This window comes from Vibrio orientalis CIP 102891 = ATCC 33934 (assembly GCF_000176235.1).
Classification (GTDB): domain Bacteria; phylum Pseudomonadota; class Gammaproteobacteria; order Enterobacterales; family Vibrionaceae; genus Vibrio; species Vibrio orientalis.
Map to the genome: position 1 here is coordinate 669,863 of NZ_ACZV01000004.1, position 25,666 is coordinate 695,528.

Consider the following 25,666-nt stretch of genomic DNA (forward strand, 5'->3'; position numbering starts at 1 on the left):
ACACCTCTCTATTCAGCAGTTTGTGGCTGTTCAAAACGAACTGGAACACCATTACGGATACGCTGTAATCCTTGCGTAATGACTTGTTCGTCCGCATTGATACCACTTCTGACAATGACTCCTTTCTCTAATTGTCTGCCAAGCTCAACGTTTCTTCGCTCTGCAACGTTTCCTTCTGCTACAACCATGACAAAGTTACCTTCTAGGTCAGTTTGTACAGCTCGGCGTGGAATGACGATGACATCCATCGGTTGTTTTTCACGTAGTTCGATACGAATGTGCTGGCCTGGTAGTAAGCGATAGTCAGGGTTATCAACAATAGCGCGCATTGCCAATGTACCGGTGTTCAGGTCAATTCGATTGCCTAAAAAGTCTAACTTGCCTAAATGTTCAAACGGTTGGCCATTTTCCAGTACCACTTGTACTTCTACTGCATCAGCTGAACCTTCCCCTTTAACCTTATCCATACCAAGTTCTAGACGTTCACGTTCACTGATACTAAAGCTGGTATGAACAGGATCTAAGCTCACTAATGTCGTCAAAATGCCAGATTGAGGAGAGACCAAATCACCGGTGCTTACTTTACTTTGTGCAATACGCCCCGAAAACGGTGCTTTAATTTGGGTATAGGAGAGATTGACCTCTGCAAGGTGAGTCTGTGCCTTTCCAGCTTCAACTTGTGCTTGTGCACCTAGCAATGCAGCGTTGAGGTTATCGAATTCAGATTGAGAAATGCTGCCTTTAGGCAATAGGTTTTTACCACGTTCGAAGTCGAGTTCTGCTTTCTTTAGTGTCGCTCTTGCTTGAGCCAACGCAGCTTTGGCACTTGCGAGTTGTGCTTCAAATGATGATGGTTCGATTGAGTAGAGTAACTGGCCCTTTTCGACCATCTCACCCTCTTCAAAATGTCTCGCTTTAAGATAGCCAGTCACTTGAGCAGTGATATTGGTATCTTCAACAGCTTCAACGCGTCCGATGTAAGATTTGCTCTGCTGATGAGGAGTAAATTGAGCTTGCTCTGCTACTACGAGCTGGGCAGGTAATTGTTGCTTTCCTTGGGTATTATCGCCGCATCCTACGAGAAAAAGAGCACTACTAAGTGCCGTGAAGAGTAACGTTTTTTTCATTGAATAGACCGTTAGATAAATAAAAAAATGGGCTTATCTAAAGCTACCTAACGGTCTACAAATTAATGTCCGAGAATTATCAGGACGCTCAGCTTAAGTGTATCAAGCTGTTACAGTTCCAGACTTAATGTGACTAGCCACACAATCTAGTAGTTCTTGCCCTGAATTCCACTTGTAGACAAGCTCCGGGACTTGATTGCCACAAGGCGCATTCCACAACCTTTCTAGGTCACACTTTCCGCCTAGATGGTCATAAAATTCTACCGCTTGTTTATTGTCCTTCATGACTTCTAAATAGACGCCATTGTCTGGGAAATACTGTGCAATCCACTTTGCCATTTCAGATAACAACTGCACACCTAAACCACGCCCTCGATAGGCGGGATCGATATGCAGAGCGTCAATGATGGTCCCTTTTTCAAAATCATGATTACCAAATGCGCAAATAAAGCCACACAGTAGCCCGCCTTCTTCAAGGAGCACGACATGTTGGTTAAACGGTGGGTTAATTAGGCGAGTTTGCCAAATTGCGGATCGTTCATCTTGAACATCATTTTCGAGAAAGTCTTTACCGAGTATCCCGTAGTAAAACTTCTTCCAGCTCTCTGCATGCAGTGTAGCAATGCGCTCGTAGTCGCTATATTCAGCTACTTTCAATTCCATTTGTAGTACCTTATTACTTCCTGTAAGGATTGTTTACCCCTTCATACTATAAAACATTTAACTAAAAGCCAAACATTCTGAAACATTACCTATTCGTAATGCATAGTCACCCTTATAAAAGCTACAAATCGTTACCAAATATCCCTTTTACGCCTCATAAATTTGAATTATCCCGTTTGACTTACACGTGTACGCTGATATTCTAGCGAACAACTGTTAGCTGAAAGGAAATCACCATGTCTGGCTCTAGTAAACCACCGCTGATTTGGTTAAACATTTTTATCTTTTTATCATCATTTATCGTCGCTACCGTGGTAGTTCCTTGGTATGGAATCACATTAGGCTATGGCGCCGAACACCTTATTTGGTTTGTTGTCGCATTTTCGTTTTGTAACCTATCGATTACTGCCGGATATCATAGATTGTGGTCGCACAAAACTTTTGAAGCGCACTGGTCATTACGCTTACTTTTCGCCATCGGTGGTGCCTTCGCTCTGCAAAATAGTGCACTTCATTGGAGTTCCGATCACCGTATCCACCACAAGCATGTTGATAACAACGATAAAGATCCTTACTCAGCGAAACGCGGTTTTTGGTTTTCTCATATTGGTTGGATGCTGCGTGAGTACAATGCGAACACCTACACTGACTACTCAAATTGCCGAGATTTACAGAAAGATAAGATAGTAATGTGGCAACACAAATACTATGTTCCACTGGCTATTGCGACTAACTTTGGTATCCCAATTCTTCTAGGTGCAATCTACGGCGATATGATCGGCATGCTGCTCGTCGTTGGTGTATTGCGCTTAGTACTTAGCCATCACTCTACATTCTTTATCAACTCACTGGCGCACATCTGGGGCTCACAGCCATACACAGACAAGAATACCGCTCGTGATAACGGAGTTTTGGCCGTGTTCACATTCGGTGAGGGTTACCACAACTACCACCACATCTTCGAAAATGACTACCGCAATGGCATTTACTGGTGGCAATACGATCCAACAAAATGGTTGATAAAATCCTGCTCTTGGCTCGGGCTAACTAAAAAGCTGCGAGTAACACCTAAGCTAAAGATTGAAAAGGCCAAAGCGAAACAAGCGCTCACCACGGCGTCTAAGAACGTGAGTTCGCTACCAAACGCTAAGCTGCTTAACGAGGCATTAAACAAAGAATTTGAAGAGCTAATGGTCAAAATGTCTGACTACTACGACGTGAAAAAGCAGATGTTGGAAGCTAAACGTGCTGACTTAACACAGAAATATGAACGTTCCCTGTTAAAAGTTCGCTACCAGCAAATGAAGAGCGACCTCGCCGCTCAGCGGAAAAGTTGGGAAATGCTTGTCGCTCAATACGCATAGCGACCAATACTCAAAGGGCTCTCATTAAAATATGAGAGCCTTTTTTGCAAACTCGAGGGAAAACCTAATTAATCCGTTTTTAATGTAAACTCAATACAATCAATCATACTGCCATTGAGTTTAGCGTAATCTTTCACTACACGAACCTTAGTAAAGCCATTCGATAACAACACCTTTTGCGAAGCTTTGTTTTCTACTTCGGCATAGGCAAATAAACGCTCAACTCCCTGGGCATTCAAAATGACCTTTCCTCTCTCTAATGCTCGTGTTGCTACACCCTGAGAGACGAATCGCTGACCAACTCGATAACCAACGTGAGCGCTCTTTTTCTTAAAGTCTAAATTTGAAAAATTGAGTCGTCCCACAATGGTTTGGTTATTGTCTTTGATAAGTAATGGGAGCAACTGACGGCATTTGTATTCGAGTAGGAACTCTTGAATGTGAGCTTTAACCCCATCAAGTGAATAGAAGTCTTGTTCCCGTGGAGGGATAAATTGCTCGAACCAAGATTTGTTTTCCGATTCGAAAATCAGCAACTGCTCAGCATCTTCAAGAGTGAGCAGTGCCAATGTAAGTTCAGTCAAATCCGTTTTACTGTTCACCTACATTCCTTTGGTTTAGCGCTTTTTACCACGGTTAGCATGAATCTTAAGTTTAGCCTTCATTTTGCGCTTGTCAGAGTTTCGACCTTTGCGTTTTGGTGAGCGATCCGTTTCAACCTCTTCAATCAAACTAGGTTCAAATCCTTCAAGCCACTCTTGAGGCAGCTTACCGTCTAATAGGCGTTCAATCGCCTCAAGCAAGTACTCTTCATCTCGACTCATTAATGACACCGCGAAACCTTCTTTACCAGCGCGTCCAGTACGGCCAATACGGTGAACATAATCTTCCGCTTTATACGGCATATCGAAGTTCACAACCTGTTCGAGTTGCTGAATGTCTAAGCCACGCGCTGCGACATCGGTCGCGATAAGTGCACGTACCTGACCAGATTTAAAGTCATCTAACGCTTTTTGACGCGCACCTTGGCTTTTATCACCATTGATTGATGCCGCTTTAATACCATCGAGTTTAAGCTCTTTCGCCAAAGCATCGCTGCCCTGCTTGGTTTTGGTAAAGACTAAAACTTGTTGCCAGTTGCGTGAACCAATTAGGTACGCTAACAGCTCGGCTTTACGCTTTTTATCCACTGGGTAGACCATCTGCTTGACGGTTTCAGCAGTACTGTTCGATGGCGTTACTTGCACTTCAACTGGCTCACTGAGCATCTTATAAGCGATGGTCTTAATGCGCTTATCAAACGTTGCTGAGAAGAACATCGTCTGACGCTCTTCATTACATCTTTTAAGGATGCGTTTGATGTCTGGCATAAAGCCCATGTCGAGCATGCGATCCGCTTCATCTAAGACTAAGTACTGTGTCTTGGTTAAGTTGATGTTCTTGCAGAACAAGTGATCAAGAAGTCGACCAGGTGTCGCAATGAGGATATCGCAGCCTTGATCAAGATTACGCGTTTGCACGTTCATGCTCGTGCCACCATAAGCGGTGACCACTTTAATAATTGTATCTTGAGCATATAGAGTAATGTTGTCGAAGACTTGCTGTGCTAGTTCACGAGTCGGCACAAGCACAAGAGCCAGTACATCATTACTTTGAATATCACGTGTCGTTTCTGACTCAAGTAAACGCTGAATAATAGGTAAGCCAAACGCTGCCGTTTTTCCTGTGCCGGTTTGAGCGCCAGCAAGCACATCTTGGCCTTCTAACACATGAGGAATGGCGTGCTTTTGAACTTCAGTCGGCAGTTTAAAGTTTAGCTTTTCAAGCGTAGTTAAAAGCGTTGAGCACAGCCCAAGAGATTGGAAATCGGTCGACATGTAAATTACCTATAATTGCAAGGTCGACGATTCTATCAGAATCTTTTGCTAGCGGTTAGTATCTCTGGGTAGAAGGCACTAAATACTTCATCAAGCTGGTGATAGTTTGACTCAATATAAGGGAAGCACTGTGAAAGCACCGTCATGGTTGGTCTTCGGTTAGACATCCGGCTCAGTGCAAACTCGATGTTCTCGATGTGTTGATAAGACTCTAACCATCTCCCTTGCCACATCGCGGTGGATGTGCGAACAAACGACTCAGGTAAAGTAGTAGGAATCTCCAATTCAACATTCTGCTGTGCAAACTGGCAAAAACTATCCAGCTTCAGAGAGTGGAATTCAGACCAGCGTTTAGCTAAACAGTGATCCCAAAACATATCTAATGCGATACCGGAGAAACGGCGAACACCTTGCGGGAAATGCCCTTTAGACTCTATTACCAATGGATGACTATCGGTGAAGGAATCGACAAAGCGATGCAGCCGAACACCTTCGGATATTTGCGGCGAAAACTGACTTTCAGGATTCCCTCGCACAAAGTCACCCAACAAGTTACCGAGCAAACTAGATTGACAGTGATCGGCAATGTGCAGGTGAGCAAGATAATTCAAGGTGATCCCTAGTCGCTGTTTATTGATAACTACCTAGTAGTATAAAGCACAAAGCCAGCGCATTTGCACTGGCTCTTTCTGTTATCCACCAAAACAGTGGTTTCTATTGTCGAAGAATTTTATTTAAAGATCTCTTCTGCGAGTTCTTCAATTGACTGCTCATAGTCTGAGAGCTCAAAGCCAATTTCCATCGCATCAAGTAGCTCAAGGCATTCTTCGTTAGTTGTTTGGTCACTCATTCTGACCTCCTTTTAAAACATTATTTCAAGACCGGCGAAGGCCTTAGTACCAATATGCAGTACTTGTGTTCCTTTTTAAACCACTTATATGACAGTTTTTTGAAAGGAGAAAGTAAAAACTGGCTATGGTTTGAATCATATCTCAAGTAAACGTTTACGTAAGAGCTCCACACAAGATGTGTAAACTCAACTTTACACCACTGGTAAATTATCCGTACATTTCACTTGAAATCATCCCCTTCATCTTGAATAATGCCGTTACAGATAGTTATTTCGTCCAATAACAAAGCTGTAAGCGGGCTAAATGACTAAACCTTCACCACAATAACGTAAAGAAATATATACAATGGATAAATCAAAGGTATTGGGTAGTACTTTGATCATCGCTGGTACTACTATTGGTGCTGGTATGTTGGCGCTACCACTCGCTTCAGCTGGAATTGGGTTCACAACATCACTTATCATTATGATCGCGCTTTGGTCATTAATGGCTTACACCGCACTGCTAATGATTGAAATACATCAACACGCTGAGCAGGATGCTACCCTTCACACCTTAGCAAATAAATTTTTGGGTAAAAAAGGCAAATGGGTAGCAAGCTTCGCCATGATGTTCTTGTTCTACGCATTGTGTGCCGCGTACATTGCTGGTGGTGGTTCGCAGTTCGCTGATCGTATTTCTGGCTTTACCGGAATCGAGGTTTCCAACACCACATCAACCCTACTGTTCACGTTTATCGTTGCTGCTGTCGTTACAGTCGGTACATCAACGGTCGATAAGGTAAACCGCGTGCTTTTCTTAGTTAAGATTGTTGCGATGGCGATGGTACTGACCTTCTTAGCGCCTAACGTCACCGAATCATACTTACTGAGCATGCCTGTCGAGCAAGGGCTAGTGATTGCTGCCATTCCGGTTATTTTTACTTCATTTGGTTTTCACGGCAGTATCCCGGCGATTGTTAACTACCTAGATGGACATACTCCGTCGCTGCGTAAAGCCATTCTGATTGGTTCAGCAATTCCACTGATCATCTACGTATTTTGGCAGTTGGTAACGCTAGGCGTAGTCAATCAATCTACTCTGTTAGATAACCAAGGGTTAAGCGCGCTTATTTCAACGCTTGCGACAACGGTTCATAAATCAAACTTAGGCCAAACTATTGGTGTATTCGCTGACCTTGCGCTCCTTACCTCTTTCTTAGGTGTAAGTTTAGGTCTGTTTGAGTTCTTGGGTGATAGCCTTAAAAAGCAAGGTAAAGGTAACTCTCGCGTACTTGTAGGCGCTGTTACCTTCTTGCCACCAATGGGTTTCGCTTTGTTCTACCCACAAGGCTTTATCATGGCGTTAGGTTACGCGGCAATTGCCCTAGTTGTTTTAGCTATCTTCCTACCAATTCTAATGGTGAAGAAAGTGCGTGCTCAATCTGAACAAAACCACTACCAAGTGATTGGCGGCAATCTTGGACTCGCCGTGACTAGCACAGTCGGTGTATGTATTGTTGGCGCGCAGTTACTTATCACTATGGGTGTGTTGCCTGCTCTAGGTTGATAACTTTCCCCAACATAAAATAATCAATAAAAACGGCGTCTTTAAGGCGCCGTTTTTGATCGTTTTGTAAATTAATCGACTAAAACTTCACATACGGTGCAATTTTTCTTTTTAAGATCCGTTCTTATTACTCAATACCGATACATAATCGATGAGGTTGATATGAAAACGAAGTTTAAGTTTGCCTTCTCAGCTATTGCTGCCATCGCTGTCCTTGCCTCTTTTGTAGGCAATGCAGATAGTGATATGACGAAAACAAAAACTTCAAAGGGATATGAAGTCGCAACGCTCGCGGGTGGTTGTTTTTGGTGCACGGAATCGGACCTTGAAAAGTTGCCTGGTGTTTTAGACGTAGTATCAGGCTATGCAGGTGGAAATGTTGAGAACCCAACCTATAAACAGGTGTCATCGGGTAAAACCGGCCACATAGAAGTTATTGAAGTAAAGTATGACCCTAAAGCGGTGAACTATGAGCAGGTACTCGATCAGTTTTTCCGCCACATTGACCCGACTGACGATCAAGGTTCTTTTGTTGATAGAGGTCGCCACTATCGCCCTGCTATCTTCTACCATACTGACCAACAAAAGCAGATTTCTGAGACCTTCATGGCCGAAATCGATGCGCTCGGTATCTATAAAAAGCCGCTCAAAACGGAGCTAATCAAATTCACTAAGTTTTGGCCTGCCGAAGACTACCATCAGGACTACTACAAGCGAAATAAAGTCCGTTACAACTACTACCGTTATGCGTCTGGCCGTGACCAATACTTAGATGACATCTTCGGTGATGAGCGTGAAGACAATCCGGTCACTCTACGCCAATTGATTGATGAGAAGAACGCGGTTTCAAACATTAAGAACTACAGCAAACCGTCTGATAAAGAGATCAAAGCAAACTTGACTGACCTTCAATATTACGTGACGCAAGAAGAAGGCACCGAACGTGCATTCAACAACGAATATTGGGACAACAAAGAGCACGGTATCTACGTTGATATCGTAACTGGTGAACCTTTGTTTTCTTCAACTGACAAGTATAAGTCTGGTACAGGTTGGCCAAGCTTCACCAAGCCAATCAATGAAGGTTACATTGTCACTAAAACCGATTACCACCTACTTTACCCACGTACCGAAGTAAGAAGCCGATTTGCCGACTCTCACCTTGGGCACGTATTTAAAGATGGTCCTGCACCAACGGGCCTGCGCTACTGTATGAACTCCGCCGCGATGCGATTCATCCCCGTCGATGAGTTAGAAAAACAAGGTTACGGCGAGTATCTATACCTATTCGACAGTTAATCCATCCAACACGTCGATACAAAAAGGGCAACCTCAGTTAGAGGTTGCCCTTTTTATTTGCATTGACTAGCCGTTATTTTGCTAGCAGGTAGCGCAACTCTGACCATCAAACATGCTATTCACATCATACTGTGATTTGTTTAAGGCACTATTCTAATCATTGCTTTACAGTTGGGAACCGGAAAAAGCGGTTTCACTTGGCTGAGCACATAAAAAACCGCCCGATGAGGGCGGAAAGTCAGCTAGGCGACTGAACAAACAAAGCAACTTTAAATACTAAGACCAACTCACTTCACACACTAAGCTACTCTCATATTCATTTTTCAGGTCGATGCCCGTTCGATAATCGACGATATCTTCAATAGTGAGTACTGTCATTCCATGACGCCGTGCAAACTCAACGGTCTCTGGCAGTTTCGCCATGGTTCCGTCAGGGTTAGTCAGTTCGCAAAGGATCCCTGATGGGACTAAGTTTGCTAGATACATCAAATCGATCGTACCTTCGGTATGACCTCGACGGGCCAACACGCCATTTGTTTTCGCAATCAGTGGAAAAACATGGCCTGGTCTTGCTAAATCTTCTGGTTGAGCATCAAAACAAGTGGCCGTTTTGACCGTTGTCACGCGATCTTTCGCAGAGACCCCTGTCGTCACCCCTTCTTTCGCTTCAATCGAAACCGTAAAAGCGGTCTGGTTTTTACTGCAATTATCTTTCACCATAGGAGGAAGCTCCAACCAATTGGCGCGTTCTTCCGTTAAGCACAAACACACGATGCCACAGCATTCACGAATCATGAGTGCCATTTGCGCTTCGGTAAGATGCTGTGCAGAGAAAATAAGGTCGCCTTCGTTCTCACGCTCCTCATCATCCATTAATAGAACGCCAAGGCCATTTTGTAGAGCTTCAATCGCTCTTTCTACTCTTTGTAGTGGAGTGCCAAACTCATCTAGTAGTGACGTTGAGCTCATAGTTTCTTTTCCTTCATACTGATTACAAATAAGCGAACGCATCCGCATAAAGTTGCTCCGGTTCTGCCCCTCTTTTGTCACAGAACCAATCACGAGCCACTTCAACCATCTTGCGAGGACCACACAAGTAGATATCGAATTCAGATAAGTTACGGAAATCACTCATCACACACTCCAACACCTTTCCTTGCTTAGCGTATTGCGGACAAGTTGATATTTCGGTGACTGGCACATAACTAACGTTTTTATTTTCAAGCGCAATATCCACCAGCTCGTCATGCACATACAGATTGTCCATATCCTTGGCACCCCAATAGATGTAAATTGGCTGGGTAAACCCTTGCTCTAAGCTATTTTTCAAAATACTTAGGGTGTAAGACATTCCTGTCCCGCCTGCGACCAATAACAAAGGTTTGACACTCTCATCACGCAGCCAAGCCTCGCCTCGTGCTTCGCTCACTTCAACCATATTGCCGCAGACCCAAGAATTGGAGAGTTCTTCCATCACAAGCGTGTTTTTCTTGCTGATATCAGAGCCACCAATATGGAGTTCTAAGAACGAACCGTTAGAAGGACATGAAGCAATAGAAAACGGTAAACAGCCAGAGCTTAAGCTGACGTTAATGTACTGCCCTGCCTTAAATTCAAAAGGCTGATCCGGCTTGAGTAACACTCGGAATATCAAGTCACTTAACGGCTCAATTTTTTCTATCGTACATAACATTTCAATTGCCTCTTTCGTTCTTAGCTTTAAATGCTTGAGACATACTTAGGGCACACCCCTTAACACCTCGCGTCTTAACTCTTCTAACGATCTCAACGGTGGTTCCCGGGCGATCGCCTTCTTCTTCTCGCACGATGCCAATGTCATCAGTCACTAGAAAACAGGGATAGCTGACCGCCGAGGCATCCATATAGCTCATCAGTCCCGTCTGGCCATGCGGAAGTGGCTTTAATGTTTTAGGATCCAGAGCTCTTGCAAAGACCCACGGCGGTACACGCTTTTTGTGTTCTGTATCTTCAAAAAAGCAGGTGTTCAGTTCAACTTGATTAAAGGTGTCTCGAATCTGCTCCGCGCTTTCTAAGGCAAAAGTCTCACACAGAAGTTGGTTGAACTCGTCTCTATCGAGCGATTGATCCTGATGCTTTTTCCAGCCACCACCAGTGATGATGTAAAGATCGCGACCACCATTGAAAGTTCGACCATGCTCGCGCATGAAGCAGCACAATAAATAGATAAAATATGGAGGGCCGATAAGACAAATGGTTTTACCGGACTGTTTAATACGATTCATATTGGCTATTGTCGCCTCAAAATCGATCTCATCCTCAGTAACAGTAAATGCGGTCGGGTAAAGGAGCTCGACTAAGCTCATGACGTACTTGAACCAAATATTGTTAGCATTAAAGCGGTCAGGGCCTAAGTTCACCAACTCCATCTGATGATCAAACCAATCACCTACGTAATTCATACCGAAATTTACTGAACCAAGTAGTCGCTCAATACTCAGTCTATCTCGTGCGACAATACTTTTGATGCCACTAGTACCACTACTAGTAAAGCGATTCTCTACCTCTTCATCGCCAAGTGTTAATAGGGTTTTCAACTTAAAAATAGAAGTAGGGAAAACGGGGATATCGTTGAGATCTTCCACCTCCTCCTCGACTCCCAGCCTCTGGCAGAACTGACGATAGTCATCATTATTGTGGTAATGGTATTGATATGCACCTTTAACAAGGCGAGATGTCAGCTGTTTTTGTTCCTGCAATGACCATTTCTGAGGAGCTCCCATGAAAATCAGGTCATCGATTTCTGTGCTCGCTGCGATATTTTCCTGCTTAACCGCTGAAAGTACGTCCATATAATGCCTCTATTAGTTAGCGCTATCGCGCGAAAAGAATGGTGATATAAGGGGCATCACTGCCCCTTCCGCATTAGTTAAACGTTACGAGTGGTATTTGATGATGTTGGCGTTTACCACGTCGATAACCGCTCTTTGCTGCGCTTTATCTTCCATCGACTCAAAAGACATCAATAGATCCGCGGCACCACAGCACTCAATCGCAACTCGCGCTGCCTGTGTACACTCTTCATAGGTACCGATGGCATTTTCTGACAACAGCTCTGCCATTTTTTGCTCAAAGTCAGTGTTTGGGTAAGATTCACGGACAAACTCTTCCAAATACGCGCGTGCTTCTACTCTTGCTACTTCACCATCAACATTTTGGTTGATCAATAATGTGAGCTTGTGTCGCACCTGGCTAACATCAACACCATGCGCCTGAGCAACTTCGTGGTACAAACCGGCGTATTCTTTTCTTTGCGCATTCGAGTCATCCCATTTAAACACGAGTGGAAGCCCTAGCTTAGCCGCCCATTCCACCACTGCTTTGCTCGTCGCATTCACAAATTGCGCAGGACCACCTTCAGTGTACGCGTGTGGGTTAACGGAGATTTTAGGAAAACTATAAAAATCATTGTTTGGATGGCAGTACCCAGTAGTGAATGCATCATTGATGATCTTGTGACACTCACTGAACAGCTGAAACTGAGAATCCGTTGGTCGGTTAAAGAAGCGCATATCTGCACTCTTTTCACAGTCACTAAAGCCGAAGATAAAACGGCCTTCACTCATTTGGTCGAGTAGACACGCTTCTTCCGCCACTCGCACTGGGTGGTGCGTGGTAATGACGTGATTCAACGAAGCCACTTTGGCGTTCTTTGTCATACCAAGTAAAAAACCAGCCACTGTTAATGGGGCACCAACGACACCATTGTTAGAGAAGTGGTTTTCGTAAACGGCCAACGTGTCAAACTTCAACTGGTCTACGTAATGTGCCGTATCCAACATTTCTTCGATGACTTGATCAGAAGAACGCTTTGAATTCATAAAATTGAGGAAGAATAATCCAAATTTCATTTCTCTTTCCTTTTAGAAAATATTAATTACTGTTTTTCTTTGAGATATGGCATCACATCGGACTGGAATAGTTTCATAGATGCGATAATTTCTTCTTCAGAACCGTTTGCTTCAAAACCACAACAAATATTGTTAACACCTGTCGCATCAATATCTTGCTGGATAATCGCGATACACTCTTCAGGCGTCCCTACTGGGTTGATTTCGTAGCTGTAATCAATTCGGCGATTGGTGTCTTTATGGCCTTTCAACACAAAATCACGCCATTGACCTTTATTGAAGTCGTAACCTTTTGTTTGGTTAGAGTCGTCAAAAATCTTGGTGGCATTCACATATGAGTCGTACCAATGCCCCAAAAAGTTACGGCAAATTTCTTTGGCTTTATTTGAGTCATGGTCGACGGAGGTGATGTAAGACAAACAGTGGTCAATCTTAGTGACATCGTAGCCATGTTCAGTCGCGACTTCGTTGTAAAGATCAAGCTGCGCTTTCTTCTCGTGAGTGTTGATGATCCAGCTTAGAATCATTGGAAGGCCACGCTCTGCTGCCCATTCTGTCGTTGATGCTGACTCCGCGACCACGTAAACCGGAGCTCCGCCCTGTGTGTAAGCCGATGGATTCAGCTGGATTTTCGGAAACTTAATATGTTCGTTATCCGCCGCGATATAGCCTTCGTTGAAGCCTTCTTTCATCAAGTCATACCAACAGTCCATTAAGGCTCGACTGTTATCCATGTCTGTACCGAAGACACGGAAATCTTTGTCGTACAAACCGCGACAAATACCAAAACGGAATCGTCCTTTCGACATTTGATCCAATAGGTTTACGTCTTCTGCTTGTCGAACCGGATGGGCAGTAGGCAATACAATGGCTGCTGTGCCAACATTGAGCGTTTCTGTCGCACCTAGTAGGTGTGCAGCGGCCACATAAGGATTGCCTAATAACCCAAATTCAGTAAAGTGGTGCTCTAGTAACCAAACAGTGTCGAAACCACAACCTTCAGACGCTTTGCCCAGGTTAACCAATCGCTTCATCACTTCGGTCTGAGATAGCTCAGGTGGCTGATAAGTGAGAAGGAAGTTTCCAAATTTCATAACATTTCCTTATTTGTTGGTATTGCGATAAGACCTAAGCCATTTCTGGCGCACGGCTTTCAATTTCCGCTTTCAAGCGACGTTCATTCACAGTGGCGGTGGTGAGTTGTTCAAAATCTGGCTCGATAAAGTCAACGTCGATTTCTAAGCTACCTCCATCCATTGCGATGGCGGCTTTGGTAACGGATTGGTAGAAATTGCGTAGCACAACCAAGTTTTCACCCAAGTCATGAGAGCTCCCAAGCAAGGAGTAGAGCTTGCAATTTCCACTGCGGATATGCGCTAACATGTCATAGACTTCTTCTTGCTTAACCCAGTCATCGTTGTTAGCGGTAAAGGCGATTAAAGGAACCGAGGTATTGACTACTTTGTCGAGAGTGGAATCAAAGGTATCCCAATGGTGCTCGAAGCAGTCGCGAACGAACACTTCAGAACCAAGCTTATGGCCTTCAAAATCGAGATCGTTTGGCAGCTCATTGATAGGCAAACTGAGGTAATCAAAGCTAAGCGCTTTCTCTAGAGTGTCACGCAAGTTAACCACACCAACCGCGGTAATCAGAAAAGACAGCTCGAGATCAGAAACAACTTCATAGGCGACACGAGCTGAGAGACTTGCTGCAATCAAACCAATGTTTTGTGTACCCTTGGTCTGCAGCCAGTGATAAACAGAACACAAACTGTTTTTGCCCGTCGTCATGGTGAATTCATCAATCGAGCCCGAGCTAAGCCCTACATGATGAAGGGAGTCATAACGGAAAACATGGAAACCATTTTCAGATAAATACTCAGCTAACCCAGCAAAGTGATCCATTCTTCTGGCAAAACCAGAGGCAATTAAAATAGTGCTATGTTTCGAAGGTGCATTTTCTTTTGGGGGCGTTTCCCAGACGTGAATTTCCTGACCATTGTTCACGCGCAACACGTGTGCAATAGTCTTGCATCGATTACTCATTGTAAATTTCCTTATTTAAGGGACGAAAACCAAGAATTTATCTTCTTCGAGAAAGCGGGTTTGCTCTATTTCGACAGATACATCCTTAGTGGTGAACTTATATGGTCTTTCATGAGAAACAAATCGAACTAAACGTTGAAGTGGTCGCATGGCATCATGGGCACCACCGGCTCTAAATATATTATTCATCCCAGATTCAACGATTCTTTCTACTCCTTTTGCGGCGAATGCATCTCGATATTTCTTGGAAGACTCCCATGGATAAAAAGAAATCGTTTGTGTTTTATGTTTCTCTATATATTTAACAACATCATCAACTGCATTTATTTTGTGGATATAAACACAACGACTTAATGGGTGGTTATATTCAACTCCAGGTTCTGACTCGATTATCATCCAGTTATTTCCCGGCTCTGATATAACCCTCAATCCAGAAAATTGACACTCCAGACGCGTCATAGAAAATAAAGCTTCATCATCAAAACTTTGCTTTGATTTTGGCAAAACCTCTTGATAAAGATTCAATTTTTCAACAAGTTTTGATTTAAATTCTTCATACTTATCTCCAGAAAAGTAAATATTCTGAGTAGAAAAGCAGGCATTTTGATCATAAAAACAAATGTCATGAGCAACACCCGATGCGGCTTCTTCTAAGTCGATTGGGTGGTCAAGAACGGTAAAACTCTTCTTCGGACCAAACTTCAAAACATCAATGTGCGAAGGTGAATGCTTAACCGCCCAATCAATGGCATCTCGCCCACCCCAAGCAACCACCGCATCCATATGACTGAGTAGTTCTTCAGCGAGTGTCGTATCCGAGTTATGAGGCCAATACAATACGGAAATGGAACGAGAAATAGGATGATTTGGATCGACATCAACAAAGCTCATCGCTAGCGCATGGGCAGTAAAAGGGTCCGATGCTGACATTCTGACAATACACTGGTTCTTTGTCAGTATGGCTCGCAGTATTGAGGTCACACCGGATAGAGGAACGTTGCCTGCAAGCAAATGCATCGTGCGTCCTTTAGGAAAAGCCCTCACATAACACTCGCCCTGCGGTAGCCATTCATCTTGTATATGCGTAGAGCCAAGTTCGGTATCAATAATGTCGTAGAGCGCACTCTTAGAGCAAAGGATCATTGCAATCCAATTTGCTTCTAGTTTCGCCATTTGTGGTGAATACCCCAAATAAGTAATAAGAGACCGAATATATGCCCTTCTTCTTGAATACTCTTCGCTTTTCCAACGCTGCCCCGTTGTATAAAGAAAATTGATTATATTGTTTATATTTAGATCATTTAAGTAGTCATGATTCACCATCTGGGATAAATGAACATGATTAAAGGAATCAATCTTAACTATTTTTTCTTCAAAATTGATCTCAAATCGATTTTCTTCAGTAGAAATTATTTTCCCATTTATAATTAAAGGTAATTGTTTTTCCATATCAAGAGATTCTCCTTTGAATTTGAAAAAACAATAATATTTAAATATACAATTTAAAAGACAATTAATTTCTTTCAGTCAAATACAATAACCCAATCACGATATTGGTAATCATTATCATCTAAATTAGTTACAATGAAAATCATTTACAATTAAAAAGATCACTAAACAACCCCCATTTATTCAAATATTTAAATTGATCATTCTGACAATAAAATTCAATCGATCATAAATAGTATTTATGATTTATGCATAGAGTTTTAATAGTAGCTTTAACAAACCCAGTAAGAGCTAGTTTGTTCTGGTAATCGAGAAGGGAAAATTGAATCGTTATGCAGTTTTGAATCCAAGAAACTAAGCCACTTGAATACGTTAGGCGATTTGAACTAACTAATTTGGGCCAAAATATTGGTCTCTTTCTTCGAGTTCTTCCGCCACCCGTAGATTTGGGATTCATGTAAAAAGACTGTCTTGCTACCGAAGCTACTCCTACTTTATCTGCTCGATTCAGGGTTTCTGCTTTAAATTCTGGGGAATGTTTATTCTGTTTTTTTAGTTGTCATGGTTCACCTAGCTAGTAATTCTAATCACTTAACTCGGTATCCAAAACTGCTGGGGCGGATCATGTCTATCTTTTCCTGAGCTTTAGTCAGGTAAACCGTCGCCGGAACCCATTAGGTTTTTCGGCTTCTAAATAGTCTCTCCATAGGGCCATTATCCTAGCTATTGCTCCGACGGTTCATGCTTTGTGTTATACGAAAGCGCCAGCGTATTTAATACAAGCTGTCTACCTAAATCCATTAGAGAATGAATGGCGACAAAGTGGCGATAATCATCGTAATCGAGGGGTATTTAGCGTAAACAGATGTAAAAAAGGCGACAGTTTGACCTGTCGCCTTTCGCTATTTAGAGCCTAAATTCTCTTATTCCCAATCAAGAATAACTTTGCCCGACATACCAGAGCGCATCATGTCGAAGCCTGCTTGGAAGTCGTCCACTTTGTAGTGGTGAGTGATGATTGGAGTAAGATCTAGGCCTGACTGAATCAAAGAAGCCATCTTGTACCAAGTTTCGAACATTTCGCGGCCGTAGATGCCTTTGATAACAAGACCTTTGAAGATCACTTGGTTCCAGTCAACCGCCATATCTGATGGTGGAATACCTAGTAGAGAGATCTTACCGCCGTGGTTCATGTTGGTTAGCATGCTGTTGAACGCAGAAGGTACACCAGACATTTCTAGACCTACGTCGAAGCCTTCTGTCATTCCAAGCTCAGACATTACATCTTCAAGCTTCTCTTCCATTACGTTTACAGCACGTGTAACACCCATCTTTTTCGCAAGATCTAGACGGTATTCGTTCACATCAGTGATAACAACGTGGCGTGCACCAACGTGCTTAGCAACTGCTGCTGCCATAATACCGATTGGACCAGCACCTGTGATAAGAACGTCTTCACCCACTAGGTCGAAAGATAATGCAGTGTGTACCGCGTTACCAAACGGGTCAAAGATAGAGGCCAGATCATCAGAGATCTCTGCAGGGATCTTAAATGCGTTAAACGCAGGAATTACCAGATACTCAGAGAACGCACCAGTACGGTTTACACCAACACCGGTTGTGTTACGACATAGGTGAGTACGACCGCCACGACAGTTACGACAGTGACCACAAGTGATGTGACCTTCGCCAGAAACGCGATCACCAATCTCGAAGCCACGAACCTCTTGACCCATGCCAACCACTTCGCCCACGTATTCGTGACCTACAACCATAGGAACAGGAATAGTCTTTTGTGACCATTCATCCCAGTTGTAGATGTGTACGTCTGTACCACAAATAGCAGTTTTCTTAATCTTGATCAGAAGATCGTTATGGCCAACTTCAGGTTTCTCAACCTCAGTCATCCAGATGCCTTCTTCAGGCTTTAGCTTAGAAAGAGCTTTGATTTTCATATTGTTACCTAATTCATCTCGCCCACCGTTCGGGCGAGAATCAATGATCTTGTGTTATCTATTTCCGTCTATTGCGAAAATTAGATGATGCCCATGTCTTTACCAACTGCGATGAACGCGTCGATAGCACGGTCTAGCTGCTCGCGTGAGTGCGCTGCAGACATTTGAGTACGGATACGCGCTTGACCTTTTGGTACGACTGGGAATGAGAAGCCTACAACGTAGATGCCTTTCTCAAGTGCACGCTCAGCGAACTCTGCCGCTACTTTTGCATCACCCAACATGATTGGGATAATTGCGTGGTCAGCACCACCCATAGTGAAGCCAGCGTCTTCCATGCGAGCGCGGAAGTGTGCAGCGTTTTCCCATAGATGCTCACGAAGCTCACCGCTCTCTTTAAGCAAATCAAGAACGCGGATCGAAGCGCTAACAATCGCAGGCGCAACAGAGTTAGAGAATAGGTATGGACGAGAACGCTGACGTAGCCAGTCAATCACTTCAGCTTTACCAGACGTGTAACCGCCTGACGCGCCACCCATTGCTTTACCTAGCGTACCCGTGATGATGTCGATACGGTCTACAACGTTGTGGAACTCGTGTGTACCAGCGCCCGTTTTACCCATGAAACCAACTGCGTGCGAGTCATCAACCATTGTCAACGCGCCGTACTTATCTGCTAGGTCACAGATAGCCGGAAGGTTTGCTACTACGCCGTCCATTGAGAACACACCGTCAGTCACGATAAGAATGTGACGAGCACCTGCTTCTTTCGCTGCGATAAGTTGCTGCTCTAGCTCTTCCATATTGTTGTTCGAGTAACGGAAGCGCATTGCTTTACATAGACGTACACCGTCGATAATTGAAGCATGGTTTAGCGCGTCAGAGATGATCGCATCTTCTTTGCCTAGAATGGTCTCAAATAGGCCTGCATTCGCATCAAAACACGATGTGTAAAGGATAGTGTCTTCTTTGCCTAGGAATGTAGATAGTTTGTCTTCTAGCTCTTTATGGATATCTTGCGTACCACAGATGAAGCGCACAGACGCCATACCAAAACCGTGTTGGTCCATACCCGCATTACCCGCTTCAATTAGTGCAGGGTGGTTCGCTAAGCCAAGGTAGTTGTTTGCACAGAAGTTTAGTACTTCTTCACCTGTTGAGATCTTAACAGCGGCTTGCTGCTGAGAAGTAATTACGCGCTCAGATTTGTAAAGGCCTTCTTCCTTTACTTCTTCGATTTGTTGTTGGATCTGATTGTAGAATGCAGAAGACATTGCAAATTCCTTCCTAGTTATTATTGGCAAGTCGTTATCACTTGCTACCCGTCTTCAGCCTTGCAGTTGCAAACAAGTTCTGAAGATAAAAATCTAATGTCTTAAGTGTAATTCAAGCACGTAATTTTCATTATCCCACCGAGTGGAAAAACATTAATGAACCACAGGCACAAATAAGGACATTTAATGACCAAGCTCACAGGTTAGTGATGTAAAGGTTGTTATTATTAGCGTTTGGATGAGGTAAGCTACGTTAGATGAAAGGCTGTCACCTAAGGGAATTGAGCCTAAAGGGCGACCAAACTATCCGTGGTACGCCCAACAAAAGGCTAGTCATATTGTGGGGAATAGAGTTTACTCTCGATTTTGAAGCATCAGCGTCATTACAGAAAATGCGAATACGCCCAGCGCGGCAAATAAGATGTTTTCAAGCATCGACCAAAGATCGAGTAACGTAGTGGCTTGCTGCATAAGTCATCTCCTTTGACTATTACGACGCTTTCAACATATCGTACAGTTCAAGAACAAACTGCGATCGTAATCTCAACATAACATTATTAACAAACAATTAACCCAAACGGATTATGAAAAATACCAAACTCATCGCCCTACTTCCTGATCTTGCCAGCTTCATTCTTATTGTCGATGAAGGTAGCTTTACTGCAGCAGCGAAGCAGTTGAACGTCACCCCTTCTGCGTTGAGTAAACTGGTTACTCGGCTAGAGACATCACTGTCGGTCAAGTTGTTTGAACGAACCACTCGTAAATTGATCATCACTCGTGCGGGCCAGCAAGTTTACGATCAAGCCATGGTAATGCTTAATGCCGCCAAGCAAGCGGTAGAGCTTTCAACATCGGCCCATGAAGAGATGTCTGGAGCGCTTACCGTCGCAGCGCCAGAAGCATTTCTAAACTCCGTATTGCAGCCCCACGTTGTCCCTTTCTTACAAAAATACCCCGATATTCAGCTAAAACTGCGTGTCGCCGACGGGGAGATCGATCTTATCCGTGATGGCATTGATGTCGCGTTCAAACTGACTGACAAACCTGATGAAAACTTGGTGCTTAGAGAAGTCAGTAAAACTAACCTAGTACTCTGTGCGAGTCCCGATTACATCGCTCAAAAGGGAATGCCTGAGCACCCAACTGAGTTAGAGCAGCATGATTGTTTGTACCTAGCAGAAAACGATCGTGACCATATTTGGGACTTTTTCAAAGATGATGAATATCACTCAGTATCCGTATCAGGCCGCTACGCAGTGAACCACTCCCAGATGCGGCTAACCGGTGTAAAAAACGCGCTAGGAATTGGGATTTTCCATGATTTTGTGATTGCTGATGCCATCGCACAGAAGCAAGTCGTGCCTGTTTTGTCAGATTGGACGATTAAAAGTAATTACCACGGCGCGATCGCTATGCAATACCCGCAGACCAAGTACATGCCAGCCAGACTGCGTGGATTTATTGATTACATCACCGAGCAGCTTCGAAACCAGTAGTTCGCAAAGCAGCAACCAAATACAGCAACCTAAAACAAAAAAAGCCCAGAGCATTCACTCTGGGCTTAATATTTGAAAACTGGGTATTGATTAAAGCAGGATAAAGATACCCGCTAGACACGCACTCATCAGGTTAGCTAATGTACCCGCAAGTACCGCTTTGATACCAAGGTTTGCTACTTCTGAGCGACGCTCTGGAGCAATTACGCCGATAGAGCCAAGCTGAATTGCGATAGAACCAATATTGGCAAAACCACACAGTGCAAAAGTAACGATAACTTGAGTGTGCTCAGATAGCAGTGCTTTGTGCTCAACAAAATCGATGAAAGCAACGAACTCGTTCATTACGATCTTCTGACCAATGTATGAACCTGCCATCAGTACTTCATTCGAAGGAACGCCAATCAACCAAGCTAAAGGCGAGAACAGGTAACCGAACAGCGCTTGCAGTGTAATACCGCTAAAGCCTGCCACTTCACCTAGGCTTTCTAGGCCAGTGTTAACCATTGCAATCACACTCACGAAAGCAATAAGCATAGTACCTACTGCAACCGCGACTTTCATACCGTTCATTGCACCGCTTGCAAGGGCATCAATCACGTTGCTATCTTGCGCTTGATCCATTTCGATATCCGATTGATCAACGGGCGTATCGCGTTCAGGGACAATGATTTTTGCCATCATTAAGCTACCCGGAGCCGCCATAAAGCTTGCTGCAATTAGGTACTTAAGCTCTACGCCTAAGCCAGCATAACCACCCAGTACACTGCCCGCTACCGATGCCATACCACCAGCCATTACAGCAAACAGTTCAGAACGAGTCATTCGAGAAAGGAAAGGACGAACAAGAAGTGGAGATTCACCCTGTGAAAGGAAGATATTACCTGTCGCTACTAACGATTCTGCTTTACTGGTGCCTAAGAATTTTTGGATGCCGCCACCGATAAACTCGATAACTTTTTGCATAATGCCTAGGTAGTAAAGGGCAGAAATAAGAGCACTGAAGAAAATGATAATAGGAAGGACGCGAACCGCAAAAATGAAGCCAGTGCTAGCTAAGTCGCCAAATAGGAATTTTATCCCTTCATCGGCAAAGCCCAATAGACTTGAAACGCCACCACTTAGTGATGTTAAGGCCGCTTGGCCTAAAGGAAAATACAAAACTAACGCGGCAAAGCCTACCTGAAGCATCAAAGCGCGCGATACTGTTTTCCAGTTAATTGATTTTCGACTTTCTGATAGCAACACTGCACAAAGCAGCAAAGATGCCACACCGATTAAGCCAAATAACACATTCATTTAAAATTACCTCTACAAGCATTGAATAGATAGCTGGTCCTGTCCGTGGGGTCATTCACCATTCCGTGTGACGGCTTGTATTGGTAGAGCGATTACTCTCAACCGGGCGGAAAGTATAGCGCCACAAGTGAGATATTCATCACATATTTTTACGCAAACGTTCAAGCGTTCATCTTTCAATCAAAATGACTAAATCTAGTCCTCTGTTTAACGTCATCTTGACAAATTTGATGGCAATATTTGATTGAAGCTTTGTTGAATCGACGTCACACTTTTTGAGTATTTGAGAAAAAATATTGATTATTTACTGGCTAAGTTATCAATAGCTTCTAGTTTTAAGGAATGAGATTTACGACAAGAATAAGTTCTCTAACAACGTCATAGGCTAACCTAGCAAGCACAACAATAAAGTTTCCCCGCGGGCATGCGGGGATTTTTTTGCCTATAGCGTAATTGCTATATCTGGTAATCTGAGACTGAGCCGTTAGAATACCCGCCCTACTATCATCTCTGAGAAATACCATGCAACGCGATTACACTTATCAATCCCTCTCTGTAATGCCTCGAGATGAACTCGAAGAGCTTAGCCTTCGTATGGTTCATCGACTTGTTCCTGAAGAGTCTATGACGGAGCTTTTTACTTTCGAGCAAAGTGAAACTGAAAACGAAGATAAACTGCAAGAAGCGCAGTTTGATGCCATGCTTCGAATGAATGCGATTGCCCTCAGTGAGCTCCCTGCTCTATTTAGTGAGTCAGAGAACAAAGAGCAAAACATTCTGCGTATGCAGCGTCTATTGCTGTGGCACTTTTACACTGTTTCTTTCCATCTTGAACGTGCAATTCCGTTAGAAACTCACTGTAATCACGTCGAAGTTATCCTTAAGCAGAGCCCACAAAATGCGCTTGAATGGGTAACGACGTTAACCGACTTACTACGCCAATACGCGCAAATCGCTCAGTCTTAATCGTCGTAAATGCCAATCACTTCTGCGATTGGCATTTCACTTTCTATTTGTTAATCAACTTAGCTATTGACCAAGCGAATCAATCCTCGCCATACTGGTCTCTAAGTTCTCTAATGTTGTATTTCCATTGCGTTTAATTGCTTTCCCACTCTTATTTGTAAGCGCTACTTGTTTGGCTGAAAACGAAGTCGATTACTCTTCGTGTCACAGCCAGCCCGACTCAGCGCAAATCCTTGATACCGCCTTTAACTACGTAAACAGTCGCGTTTGTCAGCCTGCGATATGGTTTGATAATTTCTTTGTTGATGAGCGTATAGATGAAGATGCCAATGCTGGCAGTGTGATCCGATGGCGAAACGACTTTTCTTATGTCAAGGGTGAAGGCTACCAATATAAGACACGCTTAAAGGCGCGGTTTTATTTACCCAAAGTAACCAAGCGATTAAAACTAGTCATTGAATCAGATGATGAAGATGACCTGTTCGGCCTTTTCCCAAACAGCAGTGATGAGGCTGAGAATGTCTTTGCCCTTCAATACGACTGGCTTAACAGCGAACGAACGAGTCTTAACTTTAAAATCACCGCTCATCCTGGCGCAGAAGCACGTTTCCGATATACCTATCCGCTCTCTGAAGATCTGCTGCTGCGAGCGACGCAAAAAGTGTATCAAAAGAAAACGCTGACGGGAGAATCAACAGAGCTCGACCTAGATTACTCTCTTAGCCCTGAATTCTTACTTCGCTGGAGCAACTTCGCCACCTATGAAGATGATATTAAAGGTTGGGAGCTCGGTTCTGGCCTTACCCTCTACCAACATATCTCGGACCAGCAAGCGCTAAACTATCAATTGAGTACCACAGGTACCAATCGTCCGTACCATTATATTTCCAATACACATATGTCGGTCACCTATCGTCAAAACATTCTGCGCCCTTGGTTCTTTTACGAGTTAACGCCGGAATACAATTGGTCTAAAGAACCTAACACTGACCGTTTAGGTGAATTCAAAGCCACGATTAGGCTAGAAATCCTATTCCACAACATTTAATTTCAGCTCATTCAAACGAAAGAACCCCACCAAAATGGCGGGGTTCTACGTATTCATAAACGCGCTTCAGTATTACTTCATTACACGAGCTTTAAAGTTACGCCCTTTCATCTTGCCAGTTTGTAACTGCTTTAGAGCAGGCTTAACAATGTCATGCTCAACCGCCACGTAAGAAACCATCGCTAGGATATTAATCTTACCGATTTTCTTACCGTCTAAGCCTGCTTGCTTAGTTAGCGCGCCCAAGATGTCACCTGCACGAACCTTCTGCTTTTTACCGCCTAAGATTTGGATCGTCTGCATCTTTGGATAGAAAGCACGTTCAACTGGCTTCTCAGGTAGCTCTGATGCATTGATCGCAATATCCATGTATTCATCGATACGCGCAACGCGGTATTCTTCTTTCTCGCTGTAGAAACTAAATGCTACGCCTTTCGAACCTGCGCGGCCAGTACGACCAATGCGGTGTACGTGCACTTCTGGGTCACGTGACAACTCAAAGTTAAATACGGCATCTAGGTTATCAACGTCCAGACCACGCGCTGCTACATCTGTCGCAACAAGAATAGAGATACTCTTATTAGCAAACATTGTCAGCGCTTGTTCGCGTTCACGTTGCTCCATATCACCATGAAGTTCAACCACGCTAAAACCGCGATGACCAAGCTCATCTGTTACGTTTTGTACTTCTTTCTTGGTGTTACAGAACACAACTGATGATTCTGGTTTATGCGTTAATAGTAGAGCCTCTAGTGCATCATCACGCTCTTCTGTTGTGTTCAGTTTATAGAACTTCTGTTCAATGGTACTTTTCTGGTGCGTCGATTCGACTTTAACCATCTCTGGGTTAACCATCACTTTAGCAGCCAAAGAATCGATGTTGTCTGGGAAAGTTGCACTAAATAGTAGTGTCTGACGTTTTTCTGGAACAGCATCGATAATGGTATCAATGGCGTCTTCAAAGCCCATATCTAGCATACGGTCCGCTTCGTCCAGTACCAGGGTATTTAGCTCATCAAGGCTAATACGCCCCTTAGACATATGATCAAGAATACGACCCGGCGTACCGACTAAGATGTGCGCGCCGTGCTCAAGTGAACCAATTTGTGGTCCCATTGGCATACCGCCACATAGGGTTAGCACTTTAATATTATGGATACCACGCGCTAACGTACGGATCTCTTTGGCTACTTGGTCCGCTAGTTCACGCGTTGGACAAAGTACCAAAGTCTGAACACGGAAACGTTTCACGTTAAGGTTGCTCAATAGACCCAATGAGAACGTCGCCGTTTTACCTGAACCCGTTTTACCTTGGCCGATAACGTCTTTGCCAGCCAATACCATCGGCAGTGCTTGCTGCTGAATTGGCGTCATCTCTGTGTAGCCAAGGCTATCAAGTGTTTCAGTCAGCTCAGGTCTTAGGTTCAGCGTTTTAAATGAAGTTGTCACAATTTTATCCTTTAAGGATGTGTTAACCAAAAGTCGGTTAACGATAAAAACAAAAACCGCTT

22 protein-coding genes are annotated in these 25,666 nt (G+C 43.7%); 6 read left to right on the plus strand and 16 right to left on the minus strand.

All coding sequences use genetic code 11. The features are described from left to right. Positions 1-8: 8 nt before the first annotated feature. Both VIA_RS06490 and VIA_RS06495 read right to left on the minus strand, forming a co-directional pair. The gene (locus VIA_RS06490) at positions 9-1,127 is read right to left on the minus strand and encodes an efflux RND transporter periplasmic adaptor subunit (protein ID WP_004411855.1); all 1,119 of its coding nucleotides are present in this window, start codon (positions 1,125-1,127) and stop codon (positions 9-11) included. Between the two features lie 102 nt (positions 1,128-1,229). Continuing rightward, a complete protein-coding gene (locus VIA_RS06495) occupies positions 1,230-1,790 on the minus strand; it encodes a GNAT family N-acetyltransferase (protein WP_004411857.1) in 561 nt (186 codons plus the stop codon). Between the two features lie 236 nt (positions 1,791-2,026). On the opposite strand from VIA_RS06495, the gene VIA_RS06500 reads away from it, so the two are divergent. Further along, positions 2,027-3,154: an acyl-CoA desaturase gene (locus tag VIA_RS06500; protein ID WP_004411859.1), complete on the plus strand. Its 1,128-nt coding sequence runs from the start codon at positions 2,027-2,029 to the stop codon at positions 3,152-3,154. Between the two features lie 68 nt (positions 3,155-3,222). On the opposite strand, the gene VIA_RS06505 is transcribed toward VIA_RS06500, so the two are convergent. Genes VIA_RS06505 through VIA_RS06515 form a run of 3 tightly spaced genes read right to left on the minus strand, consistent with a single transcriptional unit; the run spans position 3,223 to position 5,642 of the window. Next, positions 3,223-3,756, minus strand: coding sequence for a GNAT family N-acetyltransferase (locus VIA_RS06505; protein ID WP_004411861.1), 534 nt, complete (start codon positions 3,754-3,756; stop codon positions 3,223-3,225). Positions 3,757-3,771: 15 nt separating this feature from the next. Then, positions 3,772-5,031, minus strand: coding sequence for a DEAD/DEAH box helicase (locus VIA_RS06510; RefSeq protein WP_004411862.1), 1,260 nt, complete (start codon positions 5,029-5,031; stop codon positions 3,772-3,774). 35 nt (positions 5,032-5,066) lie between these two features. Beyond that, positions 5,067-5,642, minus strand: coding sequence for an acyl carrier protein phosphodiesterase (locus tag VIA_RS06515; RefSeq protein WP_004418763.1), 576 nt, complete (start codon positions 5,640-5,642; stop codon positions 5,067-5,069). Positions 5,643-6,227: 585 nt separating this feature from the next. Between VIA_RS06515 and VIA_RS06520 the strand changes: the two genes are divergently transcribed. Together VIA_RS06520 and msrB are read left to right on the plus strand one after the other, a co-directional pair. Beyond that, entirely contained in the window at positions 6,228-7,430 is a 1,203-nt protein-coding gene (locus VIA_RS06520) for an aromatic amino acid transport family protein (protein WP_004411867.1), read from the plus strand. A 162-nt stretch (positions 7,431-7,592) separates the two neighbouring features. Next, positions 7,593-8,729 carry a peptide-methionine (R)-S-oxide reductase MsrB gene (gene msrB / locus VIA_RS06525; protein WP_004411869.1) on the plus strand — a complete coding sequence of 379 codons (1,137 nt, stop codon included), beginning with the start codon at positions 7,593-7,595 and terminating at the stop codon, positions 8,727-8,729. Positions 8,730-9,005: 276 nt separating this feature from the next. Here msrB and ribB read toward each other — a convergent pair whose 3' ends face one another. The 9 genes from ribB to VIA_RS06570 all read right to left on the minus strand — a co-directional run bounded on the left by ribB (position 9,006) and on the right by VIA_RS06570 (position 19,343). Further along, positions 9,006-9,698 (minus strand): 3,4-dihydroxy-2-butanone-4-phosphate synthase, encoded by a 693-nt coding sequence (gene ribB / locus VIA_RS06530; RefSeq protein WP_004411872.1) that lies wholly within the window; start codon positions 9,696-9,698, stop codon positions 9,006-9,008. A gap of 22 nt (positions 9,699-9,720) precedes the next feature. Further along, a complete protein-coding gene (gene luxG / locus VIA_RS06535) occupies positions 9,721-10,422 on the minus strand; it encodes a flavin mononucleotide reductase LuxG (protein ID WP_004411875.1) in 702 nt (233 codons plus the stop codon). A 1-nt stretch (position 10,423) separates the two neighbouring features. Beyond that, entirely contained in the window at positions 10,424-11,560 is a 1,137-nt protein-coding gene (gene luxE / locus VIA_RS06540) for a long-chain-fatty-acid--protein ligase LuxE (protein WP_004411877.1), read from the minus strand. 84 nt (positions 11,561-11,644) lie between these two features. Further along, a complete protein-coding gene (gene luxB, locus VIA_RS06545; protein WP_004411879.1) occupies positions 11,645-12,619 on the minus strand; it encodes a luciferase subunit beta in 975 nt (324 codons plus the stop codon). 26 nt (positions 12,620-12,645) lie between these two features. Further along, entirely contained in the window at positions 12,646-13,713 is a 1,068-nt protein-coding gene (gene luxA / locus VIA_RS06550) for a luciferase subunit alpha (protein WP_004411881.1), read from the minus strand. 34 nt (positions 13,714-13,747) lie between these two features. Further along, positions 13,748-14,665, minus strand: coding sequence for an acyl transferase (locus tag VIA_RS06555; protein WP_004411883.1), 918 nt, complete (start codon positions 14,663-14,665; stop codon positions 13,748-13,750). A 15-nt stretch (positions 14,666-14,680) separates the two neighbouring features. Continuing rightward, positions 14,681-16,114, minus strand: coding sequence for a long-chain-fatty-acyl-CoA reductase LuxC (luxC, locus tag VIA_RS06560; RefSeq protein WP_004411884.1), 1,434 nt, complete (start codon positions 16,112-16,114; stop codon positions 14,681-14,683). A 923-nt stretch (positions 16,115-17,037) separates the two neighbouring features. Next, on the minus strand, positions 17,038-18,069 hold the full coding sequence (gene tdh / locus VIA_RS06565; RefSeq protein ID WP_004411885.1) for an L-threonine 3-dehydrogenase: 1,032 nt from the start codon (positions 18,067-18,069) through the stop codon (positions 17,038-17,040). A gap of 80 nt (positions 18,070-18,149) precedes the next feature. After that, the gene (locus tag VIA_RS06570; RefSeq protein WP_004411887.1) at positions 18,150-19,343 is read right to left on the minus strand and encodes a glycine C-acetyltransferase; all 1,194 of its coding nucleotides are present in this window, start codon (positions 19,341-19,343) and stop codon (positions 18,150-18,152) included. A 584-nt stretch (positions 19,344-19,927) separates the two neighbouring features. Between VIA_RS06570 and VIA_RS06575 the strand changes: the two genes are divergently transcribed. Next, positions 19,928-20,842: a LysR family transcriptional regulator gene (locus VIA_RS06575; protein WP_004411892.1), complete on the plus strand. Its 915-nt coding sequence runs from the start codon at positions 19,928-19,930 to the stop codon at positions 20,840-20,842. A gap of 90 nt (positions 20,843-20,932) precedes the next feature. Here the strand turns inward: VIA_RS06575 and VIA_RS06580 are convergent, their stop codons facing one another. Then, positions 20,933-22,141: a NupC/NupG family nucleoside CNT transporter gene (locus VIA_RS06580; protein ID WP_004411894.1), complete on the minus strand. Its 1,209-nt coding sequence runs from the start codon at positions 22,139-22,141 to the stop codon at positions 20,933-20,935. Between the two features lie 522 nt (positions 22,142-22,663). Here VIA_RS06580 and VIA_RS06590 point away from each other — a divergent pair. Together VIA_RS06590 and VIA_RS06595 are read left to right on the plus strand one after the other, a co-directional pair. Next, positions 22,664-23,107 carry a hypothetical protein gene (locus VIA_RS06590; protein WP_004411896.1) on the plus strand — a complete coding sequence of 148 codons (444 nt, stop codon included), beginning with the start codon at positions 22,664-22,666 and terminating at the stop codon, positions 23,105-23,107. Positions 23,108-23,279: 172 nt separating this feature from the next. After that, positions 23,280-24,155, plus strand: coding sequence for a hypothetical protein (locus VIA_RS06595; RefSeq protein WP_004411899.1), 876 nt, complete (start codon positions 23,280-23,282; stop codon positions 24,153-24,155). A gap of 72 nt (positions 24,156-24,227) precedes the next feature. Here the strand turns inward: VIA_RS06595 and dbpA are convergent, their stop codons facing one another. Further along, positions 24,228-25,604 carry an ATP-dependent RNA helicase DbpA gene (dbpA, locus tag VIA_RS06600; protein ID WP_004411900.1) on the minus strand — a complete coding sequence of 459 codons (1,377 nt, stop codon included), beginning with the start codon at positions 25,602-25,604 and terminating at the stop codon, positions 24,228-24,230. Positions 25,605-25,666: the final 62 nt, after the last annotated feature.

Coding starts and splice junctions, on each gene's coding strand:
- VIA_RS06575 (WP_004411892.1), top strand. CDS start 19,928: ATGAAAAATACCAAACTCATCGCCCTACTTCCTGATCTTGCCAGCTTC.
- VIA_RS06520 (WP_004411867.1), top strand. CDS start 6,228: ATGGATAAATCAAAGGTATTGGGTAGTACTTTGATCATCGCTGGTACT.
- tdh (WP_004411885.1), bottom strand. CDS start 18,069: ATGAAAATCAAAGCTCTTTCTAAGCTAAAGCCTGAAGAAGGCATCTGG.
- VIA_RS06580 (WP_004411894.1), bottom strand. CDS start 22,141: ATGAATGTGTTATTTGGCTTAATCGGTGTGGCATCTTTGCTGCTTTGT.
- VIA_RS06500 (WP_004411859.1), top strand. CDS start 2,027: ATGTCTGGCTCTAGTAAACCACCGCTGATTTGGTTAAACATTTTTATC.
- VIA_RS06490 (WP_004411855.1), bottom strand. CDS start 1,127: ATGAAAAAAACGTTACTCTTCACGGCACTTAGTAGTGCTCTTTTTCTC.
- luxG (WP_004411875.1), bottom strand. CDS start 10,422: ATGTTATGTACGATAGAAAAAATTGAGCCGTTAAGTGACTTGATATTC.
- luxE (WP_004411877.1), bottom strand. CDS start 11,560: ATGGACGTACTTTCAGCGGTTAAGCAGGAAAATATCGCAGCGAGCACA.
- VIA_RS06555 (WP_004411883.1), bottom strand. CDS start 14,665: ATGAGTAATCGATGCAAGACTATTGCACACGTGTTGCGCGTGAACAAT.
- VIA_RS06590 (WP_004411896.1), top strand. CDS start 22,664: ATGCAACGCGATTACACTTATCAATCCCTCTCTGTAATGCCTCGAGAT.
- VIA_RS06570 (WP_004411887.1), bottom strand. CDS start 19,343: ATGTCTTCTGCATTCTACAATCAGATCCAACAACAAATCGAAGAAGTA.
- msrB (WP_004411869.1), top strand. CDS start 7,593: ATGAAAACGAAGTTTAAGTTTGCCTTCTCAGCTATTGCTGCCATCGCT.
- luxB (WP_004411879.1), bottom strand. CDS start 12,619: ATGAAATTTGGATTATTCTTCCTCAATTTTATGAATTCAAAGCGTTCT.
- luxA (WP_004411881.1), bottom strand. CDS start 13,713: ATGAAATTTGGAAACTTCCTTCTCACTTATCAGCCACCTGAGCTATCT.
- VIA_RS06495 (WP_004411857.1), bottom strand. CDS start 1,790: ATGGAATTGAAAGTAGCTGAATATAGCGACTACGAGCGCATTGCTACA.
- ribB (WP_004411872.1), bottom strand. CDS start 9,698: ATGAGCTCAACGTCACTACTAGATGAGTTTGGCACTCCACTACAAAGA.
- luxC (WP_004411884.1), bottom strand. CDS start 16,114: ATGGAAAAACAATTACCTTTAATTATAAATGGGAAAATAATTTCTACT.
- VIA_RS06510 (WP_004411862.1), bottom strand. CDS start 5,031: ATGTCGACCGATTTCCAATCTCTTGGGCTGTGCTCAACGCTTTTAACT.